Raw genomic sequence first — 14,380 nt, forward strand, 5'->3', positions numbered from 1 at the left:
TGACAGATGTCCTTCCGGAACGGGAGGGGAGGGGGAACGGAGTCAGCGGGGCCGCTGCTGGGCGCGCACCCCGGGCGGGAGCGCGAACCGGGCGAGCAGGGCGAAGAACAGCTGGGCGACGACCGCGAGCAGGACCACCAGCAGCGCGCCACCCACGGTCACGGCGTACTTGCGGGTCGCCAGCCCGTCGATGACGTAGCGGCCGAGGCCGCCCAGGCCGACGTAGGCGGCCACCGTGGCGGTCGCGATCACCTGCACGGTCGCGGTGCGGAAGCCCGCCAGCAGGGTCGGCGCGGCCGAGGGCAGGCAGACCTGCCACAGCACCTGGGGGTGGGTCAGCCCGATGCCGCGCGCCGCGTCCCGGACGTCCGGGTCGGTGCCGCGCACCCCCTCGACGGCGGCCACCAGCAGCGGCGGCGCGGCGAGCGCGACCAGCGGGACCAGTACGGCGGTGTCGCCGACCCCGGCGAGCAGCACCGCCAGCGTCACCAGGCCGAGGGTGGGCAGGGCGCGGGCGGCGCCCGCGAGCGCGGTCACCACGGTGACGCCGCGCCCGGTGTAACCGATCAGCAGCCCGAGCGGGACGGCGAGCAGCGCCGCGAACAGCAGGGCTGCGCCGGAGAGCAGCAGGTGCTCGGAGACCCGGTGCACGATCGAGTCCGGTCCGCTGAGGTGGTCCGGGTCGGTGAAGAAGTCGCTCAGCCAGTTCAGCCAGTTCACGAGCCCGCCCCCTTCTCCCGGACGGCCCAGGGCGCGAGCAGCCGCCGGGCGGCCACCAGCACCAGGTCGACGGCCAGCGCGAGGACGGCGATCAGCACGATGCCGGCCAGGATCGGCGTCGGGAAGGTGCGCTGGAAGCCGTCGACGAACAGGTAGCCGAGCCCGCCGCGACCGACCAGCGCGCCGACGCTGGCCAGCGAGATGCTGGACACCGCCGCGACCCGCAGTCCGGCGATCAGGTACGGCACGGCGGCGGGTAGCTCGACCGAGGTCAGCCGGTGCCACGGCCCGTACCCCATCGCGGTGGCGGCCTGCCGGACGGAGTCCGGGACGGCGCGCAGGCCGTCCACGGTGGTCGGCAGCAGCACGGCGAGGGCGTAGAAGGTGAGCGGGATCATCACCGTCGCCTGGGTGGCGAGGCCGGTGTACGGGATCAGCACCACGAACACGGCCAGCGAGGGCAGCGCGTAGACGATGTTGAACACGGCGGAGAGCGGCTGGTACAGCCGGGGGTAGCGGGCGCAGGCCAGGCCGAGCGGGACGGCCAGCAGCAGGCCGATGAGCACGGGGACGAGGGCGATCACGGCATGGTCGGCGAGCAGGTGGCCCAGGTAGCCGAGGTGGTCGCCGATCCAGTACCAGCGGACGATCGGTTCATCGTCCACCGTCGGCTCCGTCCGTGCTGCCCGTGCCGCCCGGGTCGGATGCCCCGCCCGGGTGGCCGCCGGCGGCCGGGGGCTTGTCGGTGCGGACGGGCGCATCAGCGGCCGGCGAACCGGTGGCAGACGAACCGGTGGCAGACGGACCGGCGGCCGACGGGCCGGAGGCGTCGGGCCGCAGGGCGGCGAGGACGGCCTCGCGGCTCGCGGTGCCGGTGACCAGGCCCTCGGCGTCCAGCGCGACCGCGACCCCGGCGGGGGAGAGGACGGCGGCGTCAAGCGCCGTGCGCAGGGTGTCGGCGTCCGGGCGGAAGGCGGCCGCCGGGTGCAGCTCGGCGGTGACGGCGTCGCGGTCGATCCAGCCGATCGGGCGGCGCCCGTCGTCCAGAGCCAACTCCCAGCCGCCGTACCGGAGTCCGTCGCCCACCGGGCGGAGCCGGACGCCGCTCGCGGGGCGCAGGGCGAGGCCGCGCAGGCCCCGGTCGCGCCCGAGGAAGGCGGCCACGCCCTCGTCGGCGGGGGTGGTGAGCAGGGTGTGCGGGTCGGCCAGTTGGGCGATCCGGCCGTGCTCGCGCAGCACCACCACCTGGTCGCCGAGCCGGACGGCCTCCTCGATGTCGTGGGTGACGAACAGCACCGTCTTGTGCAGCTCGGACTGGAGCCGCAGCAGCTCCTCCTGGAGCCCGGCCCGCACCACCGGGTCGACCGCGCTGAACGGCTCGTCCATCAGCAGCACCGGCGGGTCGGCGGCCAGTGCGCGCGCCACGCCGACCCGCTGCTGCTGGCCGCCGGACAGCTGGAACGGGTACCGCTTCGCGGTCTCGGGCGCGAGCCCGACCAGTTCGAGCAGTTCGGCGGCGCGGGCGCGGGCCTTCTTCCGGTCCCAGCCGAGCAGGTAGGGGACGGTGGCGATGTTGTCGATCACCTTGCGGTGCGGGAAGAGTCCGGCCTGCTGGATCACGTACCCGATGCCGCGGCGCAGCTTGGCGGGTTCCAGCTCCGCGACGTCCGTGTCGTCCAGCAGGACCCGGCCCGAAGTGGGCTCGACCATCCGGTTGACCATGCGCAGCAGGGTGGTCTTCCCGCAGCCGGACGGTCCGACCAGGACGGTTATCCGACCGGTCGGGACCTCCAGGTCCAGTCCCTCGACGGCGATGGTGCCGTCGGGGTGGCGCATTCCCGCGCCCTCGAATCTGATCACGTGGAGTTTCCTCGTCAGGGCGCCCCGGAAAGGCGGCGCCTGGGTCGTTCGGTCGTTCGGTCAGGGTCGTTCGGTGGCGGCGGTTTCAAGCGCCCGGGCGTACTTCCGCCCGCGTGGTTGCCCGGCTTTGGACCAGCGGAAACTCTGATCACACTATGACCTGCATCATCTCCTGTCCCTGATTTACCGCCCCGGCACGCGGTGCGACCGCAGGCTCAGCCGCCCTGACGGGTCGGCAGGCCGGCGGCCGCCCAGCCGACGAAACCGCCGTCCAGGTCGGTCGCCCGGTGCAGTCCCAGCTCGCGCAGGGAGGCCGCGGCCAGGCTGGAGGCGTAGCCCTCGGAGCAGACCACGACCACCTCGACGTCGTAGCCCGAGGCCTCGGGAATCCGGTGACTTCCCGTCGGATCGAGCCGCCACTCCAGCACGTTGCGTTCGATGATCAGCGAGCCGGGGATCTCCCCCTCGGCCGCCCGCTGCGCCGCCGGACGGATGTCCACCAGCAGCGCGCCGTCCAGCTGGGCCTGGTACGCCTCGCGGGCGCGCGGTCGGTGGACGCCCTCCCGGGCCCGCTCCACCAGGTCGTCGATCGTGGTCACCACTGTTCAGGTCCTTCCTCGGAGGTGCGGACGAGCCCGCCGGCCCGCAGGTCGTAGTGCGCCATCGAACTCAGCGGCGGCGAGTAGGCGTGCAGGGTGACGGCGGGGCCGACGGCGGTGTTGCGCACGTCGTGCACGTACTCGGGGCCGAAGGCGCGGGCGGTGCCGGCCGGGATCCGGCGGATCAGCAGGCCCTGCTCGGGCCCGCCGAGGGACAGCTCCTCCAACTCGCCGAGGGCGACGGCGAAGGCGCCGCGCGAGCCGCCGTGGTCGTGGAAGCCGGTGGACTGGCCGGGCAGCCAGCTGATCAGCCACACCTCGTGGTCGTCGTCCGCGGCCAGCCGCCGGTACCAGCGCTCCTCGGTGGAGAGGCGGACGTGGTGGATCCACTCCTCGGGCCGCTCGGCCAGTTCGCGGACGATGGTCCGCAGGGTGCCGGGGGTGAGCGGCGCGGGGGTGTCCCCGGCAGGCGGCGTCGGTGGTGGCTCGGGGGTGCTCGTGGGGCTCGCGGCGTCGGGGCGGGTGTTGTCGGGGTTTACGGTCGGCTGGGTTCCGGGGCTGATGCTCGGGCTCGGGCTCAGAGTCATGAGGGCGTCCTCGGGTGCGGCGGGAACGTCGGTGGGAAGCGCCCGGTGTCCGGCGGCGGTGGAGGGCGCGGGCCGACGGGGCGGCCCGGCACGCAAGGGTGCGCCGGGGCTGGGCGGGGTCAGAACTGCGGGTGCGGGTGCGCGGCGCGGGCCCTGGCAGACGTCACAGAGCGGGACCGGCGGGGGAGAACAAGGTCAACAGGCACAGATGGAACTCGCCTGGCGTCGCAGATCGACGTGCAGGCGGCATACCAGAGTGGCGCCGGAGTCCATGCGCCGGATCTTTCCCGAGCGAAGCGGAGGAAGTCAAGCCGGGCCGACCGTCCGCCGCCGTCCGTTCCCGGCGACCGACGGACCGGTCGGCTACCCGTCGCCCGCTCGCCGAGCACCCTTCGAGCATCCGTCGGTCGCCTCCCGGCTACTCCTCGGCCGGGCGGCGCGGTGGCGGGGGAGCCGTGGCGGACGGTGCCGGGTTGGTGTCGCGCGTCGGCTGTGCGGGCACCGACCCGGTGGGGCCCGGGGCCGGTCCGGCCGGTCCGGCCGGTGCCTGGTCGGCCCGCGCCTGGTCGGTCAGTGCCTGCTCGGCCCGCGCCTGGTCGGTCAGTGCCTGCTCGATCAGCGGCGCGGCCTGTTCTCCCAGGTGGCGGCCGAGCGTCTGGTAGGCGTCGAACTGCTGGTGGTCGAACCACTGGTCGCTGGTGCGGTCGTTCGGGAAGGCCCGGTTCGCCGTCGCGTAGGCGTGCAGCTCGTACGGCATCCCGGGGGTCAGTACCGCCTGGAGGAGGATCAGCCGGCCGTGCCGGACGGCCCCGGGCCCCTCGTCCAGATCCGGGTAGCGGATGTCCCCGGTGACCACCGCCCGGGCCGAGAGCCGGGCGGAGAGCTGCGCCGCGAGCCCGCGCAGCGGCGGCCGGCGGCCCGCGCGGCCCTGCACGCCGTCGTCCGCGCGGCCGTCCGCGTCGTCACCCTCGGCGGGCCGGTCGGCGGCGGTGCCCGGGATCAGCAGCTCGGGCTCGTGCAGGGTGATGGCGACGCCCAGCTCCTCGCGGGCCAGGGTGATCGCGGCGGCCAGGTTGGTGGCGTACCCCGCGTCGCCGCTGGCGTCGATGCAGACCACCGTCCGCACCCGGTGCCGCAGCAGCTCGACCAGCCCGAGGTTCTCGTAGTGGCCGCCGTCGGTGGTGAGCAGGAAGCGGTCGTCGGCCGGGAACCGCCCTATCAGCTCCCGCAGTTGGTACGGGAGGCGGCGGACGGCGGGCTGCGCGGGGCGGCGCCAGTCCGGCGGACCGGACCAGTCGGGGCCGAGCACCGCCGGGTTGGGCAGCCACGTCCCGAGGCGGGCGTTGGTCACCGCGAACAGCCGCTGGTAGACGCGGGATTCCCGCCCCATCGCGGAGGAGAAGGCCGCGCCGGAGACGGCCATCGCCGACTGCACGGTGAGGTCCCGGGCGATGTGCGCACTGGTGCGCCGCTCCAGCAGGTCGGTGCGCGCGTACCCGATGTCCGGGCCGCCCACGTAGTCGTAGGAGAGCGAGAAGGAGGCCGCCGGACGGCCCGGTGGCGTACGGGAGTTGCCCGACAGGTTGGCCGCCGCCGAGAAGATCACCTGGGGGAAGTCGGGGTGCCGGGCGCCGTAGTGGCTCAGCCACGTCTGCTCCCGGAAGAAGTGGTACGGGCGGGCCACCGACCGGCCGCCCTCGGTGGCCCGCCGGACCGCGAAGGCCGAGGCCAGCCGCAACCGGTAGAACGGGTGCAGGCTCACCCAGGTCTGGTCGAGGTTCAGCCCGACCGCGCCGAGCACCAGGGGCAGCAACACCTGGACGGCCCTCGGCCAGGCGTAGCCGGTGGCGACCGCCCAGCCGAGGGCCAGCAGCGCACCCGCCGTCAGCGCCAGGAGGGCGGAGCAGACCACGAGAGTCTGCGGGAGGCTGGCGCCGCTGACACGGGGCCGACCCGCCGCGCCCGGCGTGGTGCCACCCCGACCGGGCGTCCGGCGGTCGCGCCAGAGTATGCCGAGCAGCAGCGCCAGGTAGCTGAGCGCCACGGTCAGGCCGAGCCCCGCGCCGGTGAGCTGTGGCCCCGCCGCCAGCGCCTGCTGGAGCCGCACCGCGCCCCAGGCCAGCCCCGGCACCACCAGCACCCCGGCGGCCAGCAGGGCGGCCAGGGCGAGCAGGCCGAGATTGGCCCTGCGCAGCGCCCGTGGCAGCAGCGCCTGCCAGCCGAGCGAGGGGAAGGCCAGCAGCCAGAGCAGCCAGCACCCGGTGGCCGAGGCCAGCAGGAGGCCGAAGGCGGCGAGCGCCGGTGTCCGGAGCTCCAACGGCCCCGGTACGGCGCCGGCGTGGCGCAGCCCGGCCGCCGCCAGGTGGCTCAGGTCGGTGAGCGGCACGGCCCGGTAGAAGCGGCTGAGCCCGAGGCCGAGTGTCAGGACGGCGGCCAGCAGCAGGGTGAGGGCGGACAGCACCCCGCGCAGCAGCGTCCCGAGGGCGACCAGCCATTCGCCCGCGCCGTCGGCGATGTACTTGCCGTGTCGGCGGAGGTGGTCCTCCTCGGGGGACCCGGGCTCCATCACGGTGTCGGCCGTCAGGCCCGAGACGGCGCGCACCGGGCTGCCGGGCGCGGAGTCGCTGAGCGCGAGCTGGAGCGCGCCGACGGTGTAGCCGCCGCCCGAGACGGAGACCAGGTAGCGGGCCCGTTTCAGCCACGGCCGCAGCGACTGGAGCGCGCCGAGGGTGACGCAGGCGGAGCGGATGCCGCCGCCGGAGGCGCAGAAGCCGAGTTCGGCGGGTTCGCGGCCGGGCGGCACCCGGGCGGCGTCGCGCCAGTGGGCGTGCCGGACGGGCGTGTCCGGGGCCTCCGGCGCTTCGGCGGCGGGTGCCGTGGCGCCGCGCCGGGCGGCGATCGGCCAGGGCGGGATCAGCGCCGGACGGTCGGGGGAGTCGGTGCCGCGGGCCTTCGCGCCCGCCCGCGACGGCCGGAGCCCGCGCACCGCGCGGGTGGCGGTCACCAGCAGGATGCCCGCCGCGAGCACCCCGGCGGGCAGGAGCAGCAGCCACTTGACGGTGGCGAGCGCGGTGGCGACGGCGAAGGGGGTGTCGGAACCGCCCGCACCCGGGTGGAGGCCGTCCAGCCCGGCGCGCAGCAGCGCGTCCTCGCCCAGGTCGCAGCAGGCCGCGAGCAGCCCGGCGCCGCCGACCGCGACGGCCGACAGCCGCCGGCGGGCCGGCCCGAGCACGTACCCGCCGAGCAGCGCGGCGGCGAGCAACGTCAGCCCGTAGCCGCCGATCAGCCAGCCGTCGGCGCGCAGCGCGGCCAGGTGGTCCGCGGCGCGGCCGCCGACCACGGCCTCGGCGGCCGCACGGGAACCGGCGAGCTGGAGGGCGACGTCCCGTACGCGCGGCGCCTGGTGGCGGAACAGCAGCCCGCCGAGGAGGACCGGCAGCAGGGCGCCGAGGGTGAGTAGCAGGCCGGCCCAGGCGGGCAGGGCGGGCAGCCGCGCCGCCGGGCCTCCGCCCGCCGCGCCACCTGCCGTACCCGTCGCCTCCGCCGCTTCCTTCGCCGCCGCGGTTTCCGTCGCGGAATCCGCCACCACCATCGTCACCCCCCGCTTGGCCGCCCCGATCCCCCGTGACCGGGGCGCTGAACTCGTAGGAAACCACCGATGACTGACGATCCGTAGTGATCCACCGCGATGTCCACGCGGGTCTTACCCCACCATCGCCGATTGCGCACCCGGGGTGTCCGGTTTCACTCGAACGAGTAAGAAGGCGACGCGTGGGGTAGATCAGCTTTTCATCCCACCCGGGACCATCCGCGTGTCCGCGCAACAAGATCACCCCAGACGCGTTTCCACCGACGTATTGTCAGGCCACCGAGGCCGGGCCTACCGTCTACAGATCGCTTTCTACGCACGTAGACCCTGCGGTTTCCCGAGCGGACCCGCAGGCGAGACCCGCCCCGTCAACCCTCAGACCGCGGGCCCGACCGCACGGCCGGGCCGCGGAGTTGCGGAGGTAACCATGTCGCAGATCGTCCGGGCCGCGCTCGTCCAGACCCGCTGGACGGGTGACCAGGAGAGCATGATCGCGCTCCACGAGCGGTACGCCCGCGAGGCCGCCGCCCAGGGTGCGAAGATCATCGGCTTCCAGGAGGTCTTCAACTCCCCGTACTTCTGTCAGGTCCAGGAAGCCGAGCACTACCGCTGGGCCGAGGCCGTCCCCGACGGCCCGACCGTGCGCCGGATGCGGGACCTCGCCCGCGAGCTCGGGCTGGTGATGGTCATCCCGGTCTACGAGGAGGAACAGGCCGGCGTCTACTACAACACCGCCGCCGTCATCGACGCCGACGGCAGCTACCTCGGCAAGTACCGCAAGCACCACATCCCGCAGGTCAAGGGCTTCTGGGAGAAGTACTACTTCAAGCCCGGCAACCTCGGCTGGCCCGTGTTCGACACCGCCGTCGGCAAGGTCGGCGTGTACATCTGCTACGACCGCCACTTCCCCGAGGGCTGGCGCGCCCTGGGCCTGGCCGGCGCGCAGATCGTCTACAACCCCTCCGCCACCAGCCGCGGCCTGTCCGCCTACCTCTGGCAGCTCGAACAGCCCGCCGCCGCCGTCGCCAACGAGTACTTCGTCGCCGCGATCAACCGCGTCGGCACCGAGGAGTACGGCGACAACGACTTCTACGGCACCTCCTACTTCGTCGACCCGCGCGGGCAGTTCGTCGGCGACGTCGCCTCCGACAAGGAGGAGGAACTCGTCGTCCGCGACCTCGACCTCGGCCTGATCGAACAGGTCCGCCAGCAGTGGGCGTTCTACCGGGACCGCCGGCCCGACGCCTACGGGCCGCTCGCCGAGGCCTGAGGAGCAGCGCGATGACCACCAACGACGTGAGGGCCACCCGCGACCCGCACCAGCGCACCGTCGTCCGCGGCGGCCTCGTCATCACCGCCACCGAGGAACTCCACGCCGACGTCCTGATCGAGGGCGAGCGCGTCGCCGCCCTGGCCACCACCGGCAGCTCCGCCGCCGAGGCCTGGACCGCCGACACCGTCATCGACGCCACCGGCCACTACGTCATCCCGGGCGGCGTCGACGCCCACACCCACATGGAGCTGCCGTTCGGCGGCACCGCGGCCTCCGACACCTTCGAGACCGGCACCCGCGCCGCGGCCTGGGGCGGCACCACCACCATCGTGGACTTCGCCGTCCAGTCGGTCGGCGGCTCGCTGCGCGAGGGCCTGGACACCTGGCACGCCAAGGCCGAGGGCAACTGCGCGATCGACTACGCCTTCCACACCATCGTCTCCGACGTCAACGACGCCGTGCTCAAGGAGATGGACACCCTCGTGGACTCCGGCGAGTCCACCTCCTTCAAGCTCTTCATGGCCTACCCCGGCGTCTTCTACAGCGACGACGGCCGCATCCTGCGGGCCATGCAGCGCGGCGCCGCCAACGGCGGGCTGATCATGATGCACGCGGAGAACGGCATCGCTATCGACGTCCTGGTCGAACAGGCGCTCGCCGCCGGGAGGACCGCCCCCCGCTACCACGGCGAGGTCCGGCGCGAACTGCTGGAGGCCGAGGCCACCCACCGGGCGATCAAGCTCGCCCAGGTGGCCGGCAGCCCGCTCTACGTGGTGCACGTCTCCGCCGCCGCCGCGCTCGCCGAACTCGTCGGGGCCCGGGACGCCGGCCTCAACGTCTTCGGCGAGACCTGCCCGCAGTACCTCTTCCTCTCCACCGACAACCTCGCCGAGGAGGGCGCCGACGGCTTCGAGGGCGCCAAGTACGTGTGCAGCACGCCGCTCAGACCGCGCGAGCACCAGGAGGCGCTCTGGCGCGGGCTGCGCACCAACGACCTCCAGGTGGTCTCCACCGACCACTGCCCGTTCTGCTTCGTCGGCCAGAAGGAGCTGGGCCGGGGCGACTTCTCGAAGATCCCCAACGGCCTGCCGGGCGTCGAGAACCGGATGGACCTGCTCCACCAGGCCGTGGTGGACGGGCACATCAGCCGGCGCCGCTGGGTCGAGATCGCCTGCACCACCCCGGCCCGGATGTTCGGCCTGCACCCGCGCAAGGGCACCATCGCCCCGGGTGCCGACGCCGACCTGGTGGTCTACGACCCCACCGCGGTGCAGACCGTCTCCGCCGCGACCCACCACATGAACGTGGACTACTCGGCCTACGAGGGCCGCCGACTCACCGGCCGGGTGCGGACGGTGATGTCGCGCGGCACCGTCGTGCTGGACGACGGCGACTGGCGCGGCCGGGCCGGCCACGGCACCTTCCTGCGCCGGGACACCTGCCAGTACCTGGTCTGATCCCTCTCCCGATTCCCGTTCCTCCCGTTCCTCCCGTTCCGCGACGTCCACCCCGCCGTCCGGTCTGCCGACCGTCCGGTCGCCCGCCCGGCTGCCGGCCCGGCCCTTCGACCGGGGCGACCGATCCGGCCGACGGCCGGGTGGCGGCGGTCAAAACCCTTACCTGGAGCCCCTCATGGACATCGGCCTCGTCCTCCAGACCGACCCGCCCGCCCGACTGCTCATCGACCGGATGATCCGCGCCGAGCAGGCCGGGTTCAGCCACGGCTGGACCTTCGACTCCTGCGTGCTGTGGCAGGAGCCCTTCGTCATCTACAGCCGGATCCTCGCCGAGACGGAGCGGATGACCGTCGGCCCGATGGTCACCAACCCCTCCACCCGCACCTGGGAGGTGACCGCCTCCACGTTCGCCACCCTCAACGACATGTACGGCAACCGGACCGTCTGCGGCATCGGCCGCGGCGACTCCGCCATGCGGGTCGCCGGGCGGAGCCCCGCCACCCTCGCCCGGCTCTCCGAAGCCATGCACGCCATCAAGGAGTTGGCCGAGGGGCGCACCGCCGAGGTGGACGGCAGCGAGATGCACCTGCCGTGGGTCCGCGCCGGCGCCTCCCTGCCGATCTGGATGGGGGCTTACGGGCCGAAGGCGTTGAACCTGACCGGACGTCAGGCTGACGGCTTCATCCTGCAGTTGGCCGACCCCTACCTCACCGAGTTCATGGTCAAGGCGGTGCGGGCCGCCGCCGTCGAGGCCGGCCGGGATCCGGAGTCGATCACCATCTGCGTCGCCGCCCCGGCCTACGTCACCGCCGACGACTCGCCCGAGGCGCTCGCCCACGCCCGGGAGCAGTGCCGCTGGTTCGGCGGGATGGTCGGCAACCACGTCGCCGACCTGGTCAGCCACTACGGCGAGCACTCCGACCTGGTACCGGAGGCGCTCACCGACTACATCAAGGACCGGCAGGGCTACGACTACAGCCACCACGGGCGGGCCGGGAACCCGGACACGGCCTTCGTCCCGGACGGGATCATCGACCGCTTCTGCCTGATCGGCCCGGTGGAGGCGCAGCGGGCCCGACTGGCGGAGCTCCGCTCGCTCGGCGTCGACCAGTTCGCCGTCTACGCCATGCACGACGCCATCGAGACCACCATCGACGCGTACGGGACGGACGTCATCCCGCACCTGTGACCCCGCCCGGCGCCCCCACCCGAGCTCGGCCGCGGATCCGCCCGCGGCGGACGGGAGTTGCCCATGCCCGGAACCGCGACCAGTGACGGCAGACAGTGGCACCACCCCGACGGCCGGGTCGAACTCGACCCGGCCGCCGGGGACTTGCCTCCCAACGGCTTCACCAGCGACGACCTGCGGCCGGTCCCGGTGGCACGGCGTACCTGGACCACGTACAACTTCCTCGCGCTCTGGGTCGGCATGGCCCACAACATCCCGTCCTGGACGCTGGCTTCGGGCCTGGTCACGCTCGGCATGGACTGGAAGCAGGCGGTGCTGACGATCGCGCTCGCCAACCTCCTCGTGCTGGTCCCGATGCTGCTCACCGGGCACGCCGGCACCAAGTACGGCATCCCGTTCCCGGTCTTCGCCCGGGCCGCCTTCGGGCTGCGCGGCGCCAACCTGCCCGCCCTGCTGCGGGCGGCGGTGGCCTGCGCCTGGTTCGGCATCCAGACCTGGATCGGCGGCGAGGGCATCTTCCTGCTGGCGGGCAAGCTGTTCGGCGAATCCTGGCGCACGGCCGGTGAGTTCGGCGGCTACCCGTGGACGCAGTGGCTCTCGTTCCTGCTGTTCTGGCTGATCGAGATGGCCATCATCGCGCGGGGGATGGAGGCGCTGCGGCGGTTCGAGAACTGGGCGGCGCCGTTCGTCATCGTCGGCGCGCTCGCGCTGCTGGTGTGGATCACCGTCAAGGCGGGCGGGCTCGGGCCATTGCTCGACCAGCCGTCCAGGCTGGGGTGGGGCGGCGGCTTCTGGAAGGTCTTCTTCCCCGCGCTGATGGGCATGATCGGGTTCTGGTCCACCCTCTCGCTGAACATCCCCGACTTCACCCGCTTCGGCGGCAGCCAGCGGGCCCAGATACGCGGGCAGGCGCTCGGCCTGCCGACCACGATGACGCTCTTCGCGTTCCTGTCCGTGCTGGTCACCTCGGGCTCCGAGGCGGTCTACGGGGCCCCGGTGTGGGACCCGATCCAGCTGGCCGCCAAGATGGAGAACCCGGTCGGCATCCTGTTCGCGCTGCTGACCGTGCTGGTCGCGACGCTGTCGGTGAACATCGCCGCCAACGTCGTCTCGCCCGCGTACGACCTCGCCAACCTGCTGCCCCGCTTCGTCACCTTCCGGACCGGGGCGCTGATCACGGGGGTGGTCGGGATCGTGATCCTCCCGTGGCGGCTGATCTCCGACCCGCACGTGTACATCTTCACCTGGCTCGGTGTGGTCGGCGGGCTGCTCGGCACGGTCGGCGGAGTGCTGATCGCCGACTACTGGGCCCTGCGCCGCACCCGCCTCCGGCTCGCCGAGCTGTACCGCCCGGGCGGGGCGTACTGGTACGCGGCCGGCTGGAACTGGCGGGCCGTGACGGCGCTGCTGGTGGGCGGCGTGCTGGCCGTCGGCGGCTCGTACTCCACCGTCGACGCCGACGGTGTGAAGCAGGGCCCCTTCCCGGCGGACGGCCTGATCCCCGTCCTCAAGTCGCTCGCCGACTACGGCTGGGCCGTCGGGCTGACGGCGGCGGCCGTGGTGTACCTGGGGCTGAGCAGGGTGTTCGGGAGGGGGAGCGGGGAGGCGGGGGAGGGCTGACGGGGGAGGGCGAACGACTGACGGGTGACAGCGAACAGCTGACAGATTTCGAAAGTTGTCGGTTGTCAGTTGTCAGCTGTTCGCTGAAACCCGTTCGACGGCGGCGAGGACCTTGGCCGCGCCGTCCTCGGCGGCCAGGGTGGTGGCGACGGCTCGGGCGCGGGTGCGGTAGCGGGGGTCGTCGAGCGTCAGGCGGAGGGAGGTGGCGAGGCGGGCGGGGGTGAGGCCGCGCAGGGGGACGGGGCCGGGGGAGACGCCGAGCCGGGCCAGTCGGGCGGACCAGAACGGTGCGTCGAGCTGGGCGGGCACGGGGACGGCCGGGGTCCCGGAGCGGAGGGCGGCGGCCGTGGTGCCGGCACCCGCGTGGTGGACCACGGCGGCGGTGCGGGGGAAGAGCCAGTCGTGCGGGGTGTCGCCGACGGTCAGGACGGAGTCCGAGTCCTCGGCGGCCAGCCCGCTCCACCCCGACTGGAGCAGGAGGCGCACCCGGGCGGCGCGGGCGGCGGCGAGGACGGTCGCGGTCAGCCGCTCGGCGTCGGGGACGACCAGGCTGCCGAAGCCGACGAAGACCGGCGGCGGCCCGGCGGCCAGGAAGTCGAGCAGCCGGGCCGGGGGCTGCCAGTCCGGCCGGTCGGCCGGCCACCAGTAGCCCGCCACCTCCAGTCGGGGGCGCCAGTCGGCGGGTCGGGGCACCACCAGTGGCGAGAAGCCGTGCAGGACGGGGTGGTTGCGGCGGGCCCGGGCGATGCCGAGCGGCGGCAGGCCGAGCCGACGGCGCAGCCCGCGGACGGCCGGGACGAACAGCTGGTCGGTCGCGGCCTGGACGGCGTGTCCCGCCAGCAGGTTGCCGGACCGGCCGAGCGATCGGGTGCCGGTGACGGCGGGCGCGAACTCCCGGGTGGGGGCGAGGGGTTGGAGGTACAGCCCGATGCTGGGGATGCCGGCCGCCTCGGCGGCGACCTGGCCGAGTGCGCTGGTGGTGCTGGTGGTCAGCAGCAGGTCGGTCCCGAGCGCCGTGGCGTCGGCGATGCCGTCGCCGAGTGCGGGCATGAACCTCCGGCCGAGCCGCAGGAGTTGCAGGACGGCGCCGGGTCCGCTGCCGGCCCGCAGCAGGCGCCGGCCCTCAACGGAGGCGAGTTCGGCGCGCGGGTCAACCGGAAGCGGGCGGAACTCCAGCCCGGCGGCCCGTACCAACTCGGCGAAGGTGTCGTGGGTGGCGACGGCCACCTGATGCCCGGCCGCCCGCAGCCGGACGCCGAGCCCGGTGAAGGGGGCCACGTCGCCCCGGGAGCCGGCGGTGGCGATCAGGAAGCGCATGGCCGCAGTATTTCGGCGCGGACGGCGCGCGGGAAGGGCGCCACGCGCGGGCGGTCCGGCCTGGGCGGCCGGTGTCGTCAGCCGGTCCCGTCCGCCGGTCCCGTCGGCCGGTCCCGTCCGCTGGGTTCGTCCGCCGGGTTCGGACGGTGCTGCGCGGGTGGCCGACCGG

Annotated in this window: 12 protein-coding genes; 4 read left to right on the forward strand and 8 right to left on the reverse strand. The window is 73.9% G+C overall.

Going from position 1 to position 14,380, the window contains the following annotated elements:
* Nucleotides 1-42: 42 nt before the first annotated feature.
* From ACWDCZ_RS05035 to ACWDCZ_RS05065, 7 genes are all read right to left on the reverse strand, one after another.
* On the reverse strand, nucleotides 43-720 hold the full coding sequence (locus ACWDCZ_RS05035) for an ABC transporter permease (RefSeq protein WP_049657036.1): 678 nt from the start codon (nucleotides 718-720) through the stop codon (nucleotides 43-45).
* Entirely contained in the window at nucleotides 717-1,385 is a 669-nt protein-coding gene (locus ACWDCZ_RS05040) for an ABC transporter permease (protein ID WP_049657035.1), read from the reverse strand. Before ACWDCZ_RS05040 ends, ACWDCZ_RS05035 begins: the two co-directional genes overlap by 4 nt.
* Complete coding sequence (locus tag ACWDCZ_RS05045) at nucleotides 1,375-2,580, reverse strand: ABC transporter ATP-binding protein (RefSeq protein ID WP_449815224.1); 1,206 nt, start codon at nucleotides 2,578-2,580, stop codon at nucleotides 1,375-1,377. Before ACWDCZ_RS05045 ends, ACWDCZ_RS05040 begins: the two co-directional genes overlap by 11 nt.
* Nucleotides 2,581-2,795: 215 nt before the next feature.
* Nucleotides 2,796-3,182: a rhodanese-like domain-containing protein gene (locus ACWDCZ_RS05050; RefSeq protein WP_049657033.1), complete on the reverse strand. Its 387-nt coding sequence runs from the start codon at nucleotides 3,180-3,182 to the stop codon at nucleotides 2,796-2,798.
* Nucleotides 3,176-3,766 (reverse strand): cysteine dioxygenase, encoded by a 591-nt coding sequence (locus ACWDCZ_RS05055; RefSeq protein WP_449815225.1) that lies wholly within the window; start codon nucleotides 3,764-3,766, stop codon nucleotides 3,176-3,178. The genes ACWDCZ_RS05050 and ACWDCZ_RS05055 overlap by 7 nt, the downstream gene beginning before the upstream one ends.
* Nucleotides 3,767-3,961: 195 nt before the next feature.
* A complete protein-coding gene (locus ACWDCZ_RS05060; RefSeq protein ID WP_107086570.1) occupies nucleotides 3,962-4,039 on the reverse strand; it encodes a putative leader peptide in 78 nt (25 codons plus the stop codon).
* A 145-nt stretch (nucleotides 4,040-4,184) separates the two neighbouring features.
* Nucleotides 4,185-7,352: a hypothetical protein gene (locus ACWDCZ_RS05065; RefSeq protein WP_449815226.1), complete on the reverse strand. Its 3,168-nt coding sequence runs from the start codon at nucleotides 7,350-7,352 to the stop codon at nucleotides 4,185-4,187.
* Nucleotides 7,353-7,782: 430 nt separating this feature from the next.
* Here ACWDCZ_RS05065 and ACWDCZ_RS05070 point away from each other — a divergent pair, with 430 nt between their 5' ends.
* From ACWDCZ_RS05070 to ACWDCZ_RS05085, 4 genes are all read left to right on the forward strand, one after another.
* On the forward strand, nucleotides 7,783-8,625 hold the full coding sequence (locus tag ACWDCZ_RS05070) for a nitrilase-related carbon-nitrogen hydrolase (protein WP_449815227.1): 843 nt from the start codon (nucleotides 7,783-7,785) through the stop codon (nucleotides 8,623-8,625).
* An 11-nt stretch (nucleotides 8,626-8,636) separates the two neighbouring features.
* Nucleotides 8,637-10,085 (forward strand): dihydropyrimidinase, encoded by a 1,449-nt coding sequence (gene hydA / locus ACWDCZ_RS05075; RefSeq protein WP_449815228.1) that lies wholly within the window; start codon nucleotides 8,637-8,639, stop codon nucleotides 10,083-10,085.
* A 175-nt stretch (nucleotides 10,086-10,260) separates the two neighbouring features.
* Complete coding sequence (locus tag ACWDCZ_RS05080; protein WP_387820187.1) at nucleotides 10,261-11,274, forward strand: TIGR03842 family LLM class F420-dependent oxidoreductase; 1,014 nt, start codon at nucleotides 10,261-10,263, stop codon at nucleotides 11,272-11,274.
* Nucleotides 11,275-11,337: 63 nt separating this feature from the next.
* Nucleotides 11,338-12,894, forward strand: a complete 1,557-nt coding sequence (locus ACWDCZ_RS05085; RefSeq protein ID WP_449815229.1) for an NCS1 family nucleobase:cation symporter-1 — start codon at nucleotides 11,338-11,340, stop codon at nucleotides 12,892-12,894.
* 72 nt (nucleotides 12,895-12,966) lie between these two features.
* Here ACWDCZ_RS05085 and ACWDCZ_RS05090 read toward each other — a convergent pair whose 3' ends face one another.
* Entirely contained in the window at nucleotides 12,967-14,211 is a 1,245-nt protein-coding gene (locus tag ACWDCZ_RS05090; RefSeq protein WP_449815230.1) for a glycosyltransferase, read from the reverse strand.
* Nucleotides 14,212-14,380 lie beyond the last annotated feature (169 nt).

It is taken from the genome of Kitasatospora sp. NPDC001225 (assembly GCF_053597855.1).

What these genes read in the sequence shown, in the direction of transcription:
- ACWDCZ_RS05070 (WP_449815227.1), top strand. Translation starts at nt 7,783, where the DNA reads ATGTCGCAGATCGTCCGGGCCGCGCTCGTCCAGACCCGCTGGACGGGT.
- ACWDCZ_RS05080 (WP_387820187.1), top strand. Translation starts at nt 10,261, where the DNA reads ATGGACATCGGCCTCGTCCTCCAGACCGACCCGCCCGCCCGACTGCTC.
- ACWDCZ_RS05055 (WP_449815225.1), bottom strand. Translation starts at nt 3,766, where the DNA reads ATGACTCTGAGCCCGAGCCCGAGCATCAGCCCCGGAACCCAGCCGACC.
- hydA (WP_449815228.1), top strand. Translation starts at nt 8,637, where the DNA reads ATGACCACCAACGACGTGAGGGCCACCCGCGACCCGCACCAGCGCACC.
- ACWDCZ_RS05085 (WP_449815229.1), top strand. Translation starts at nt 11,338, where the DNA reads ATGCCCGGAACCGCGACCAGTGACGGCAGACAGTGGCACCACCCCGAC.
- ACWDCZ_RS05090 (WP_449815230.1), bottom strand. Translation starts at nt 14,211, where the DNA reads ATGCGCTTCCTGATCGCCACCGCCGGCTCCCGGGGCGACGTGGCCCCC.
- ACWDCZ_RS05060 (WP_107086570.1), bottom strand. Translation starts at nt 4,039, where the DNA reads ATGGACTCCGGCGCCACTCTGGTATGCCGCCTGCACGTCGATCTGCGA.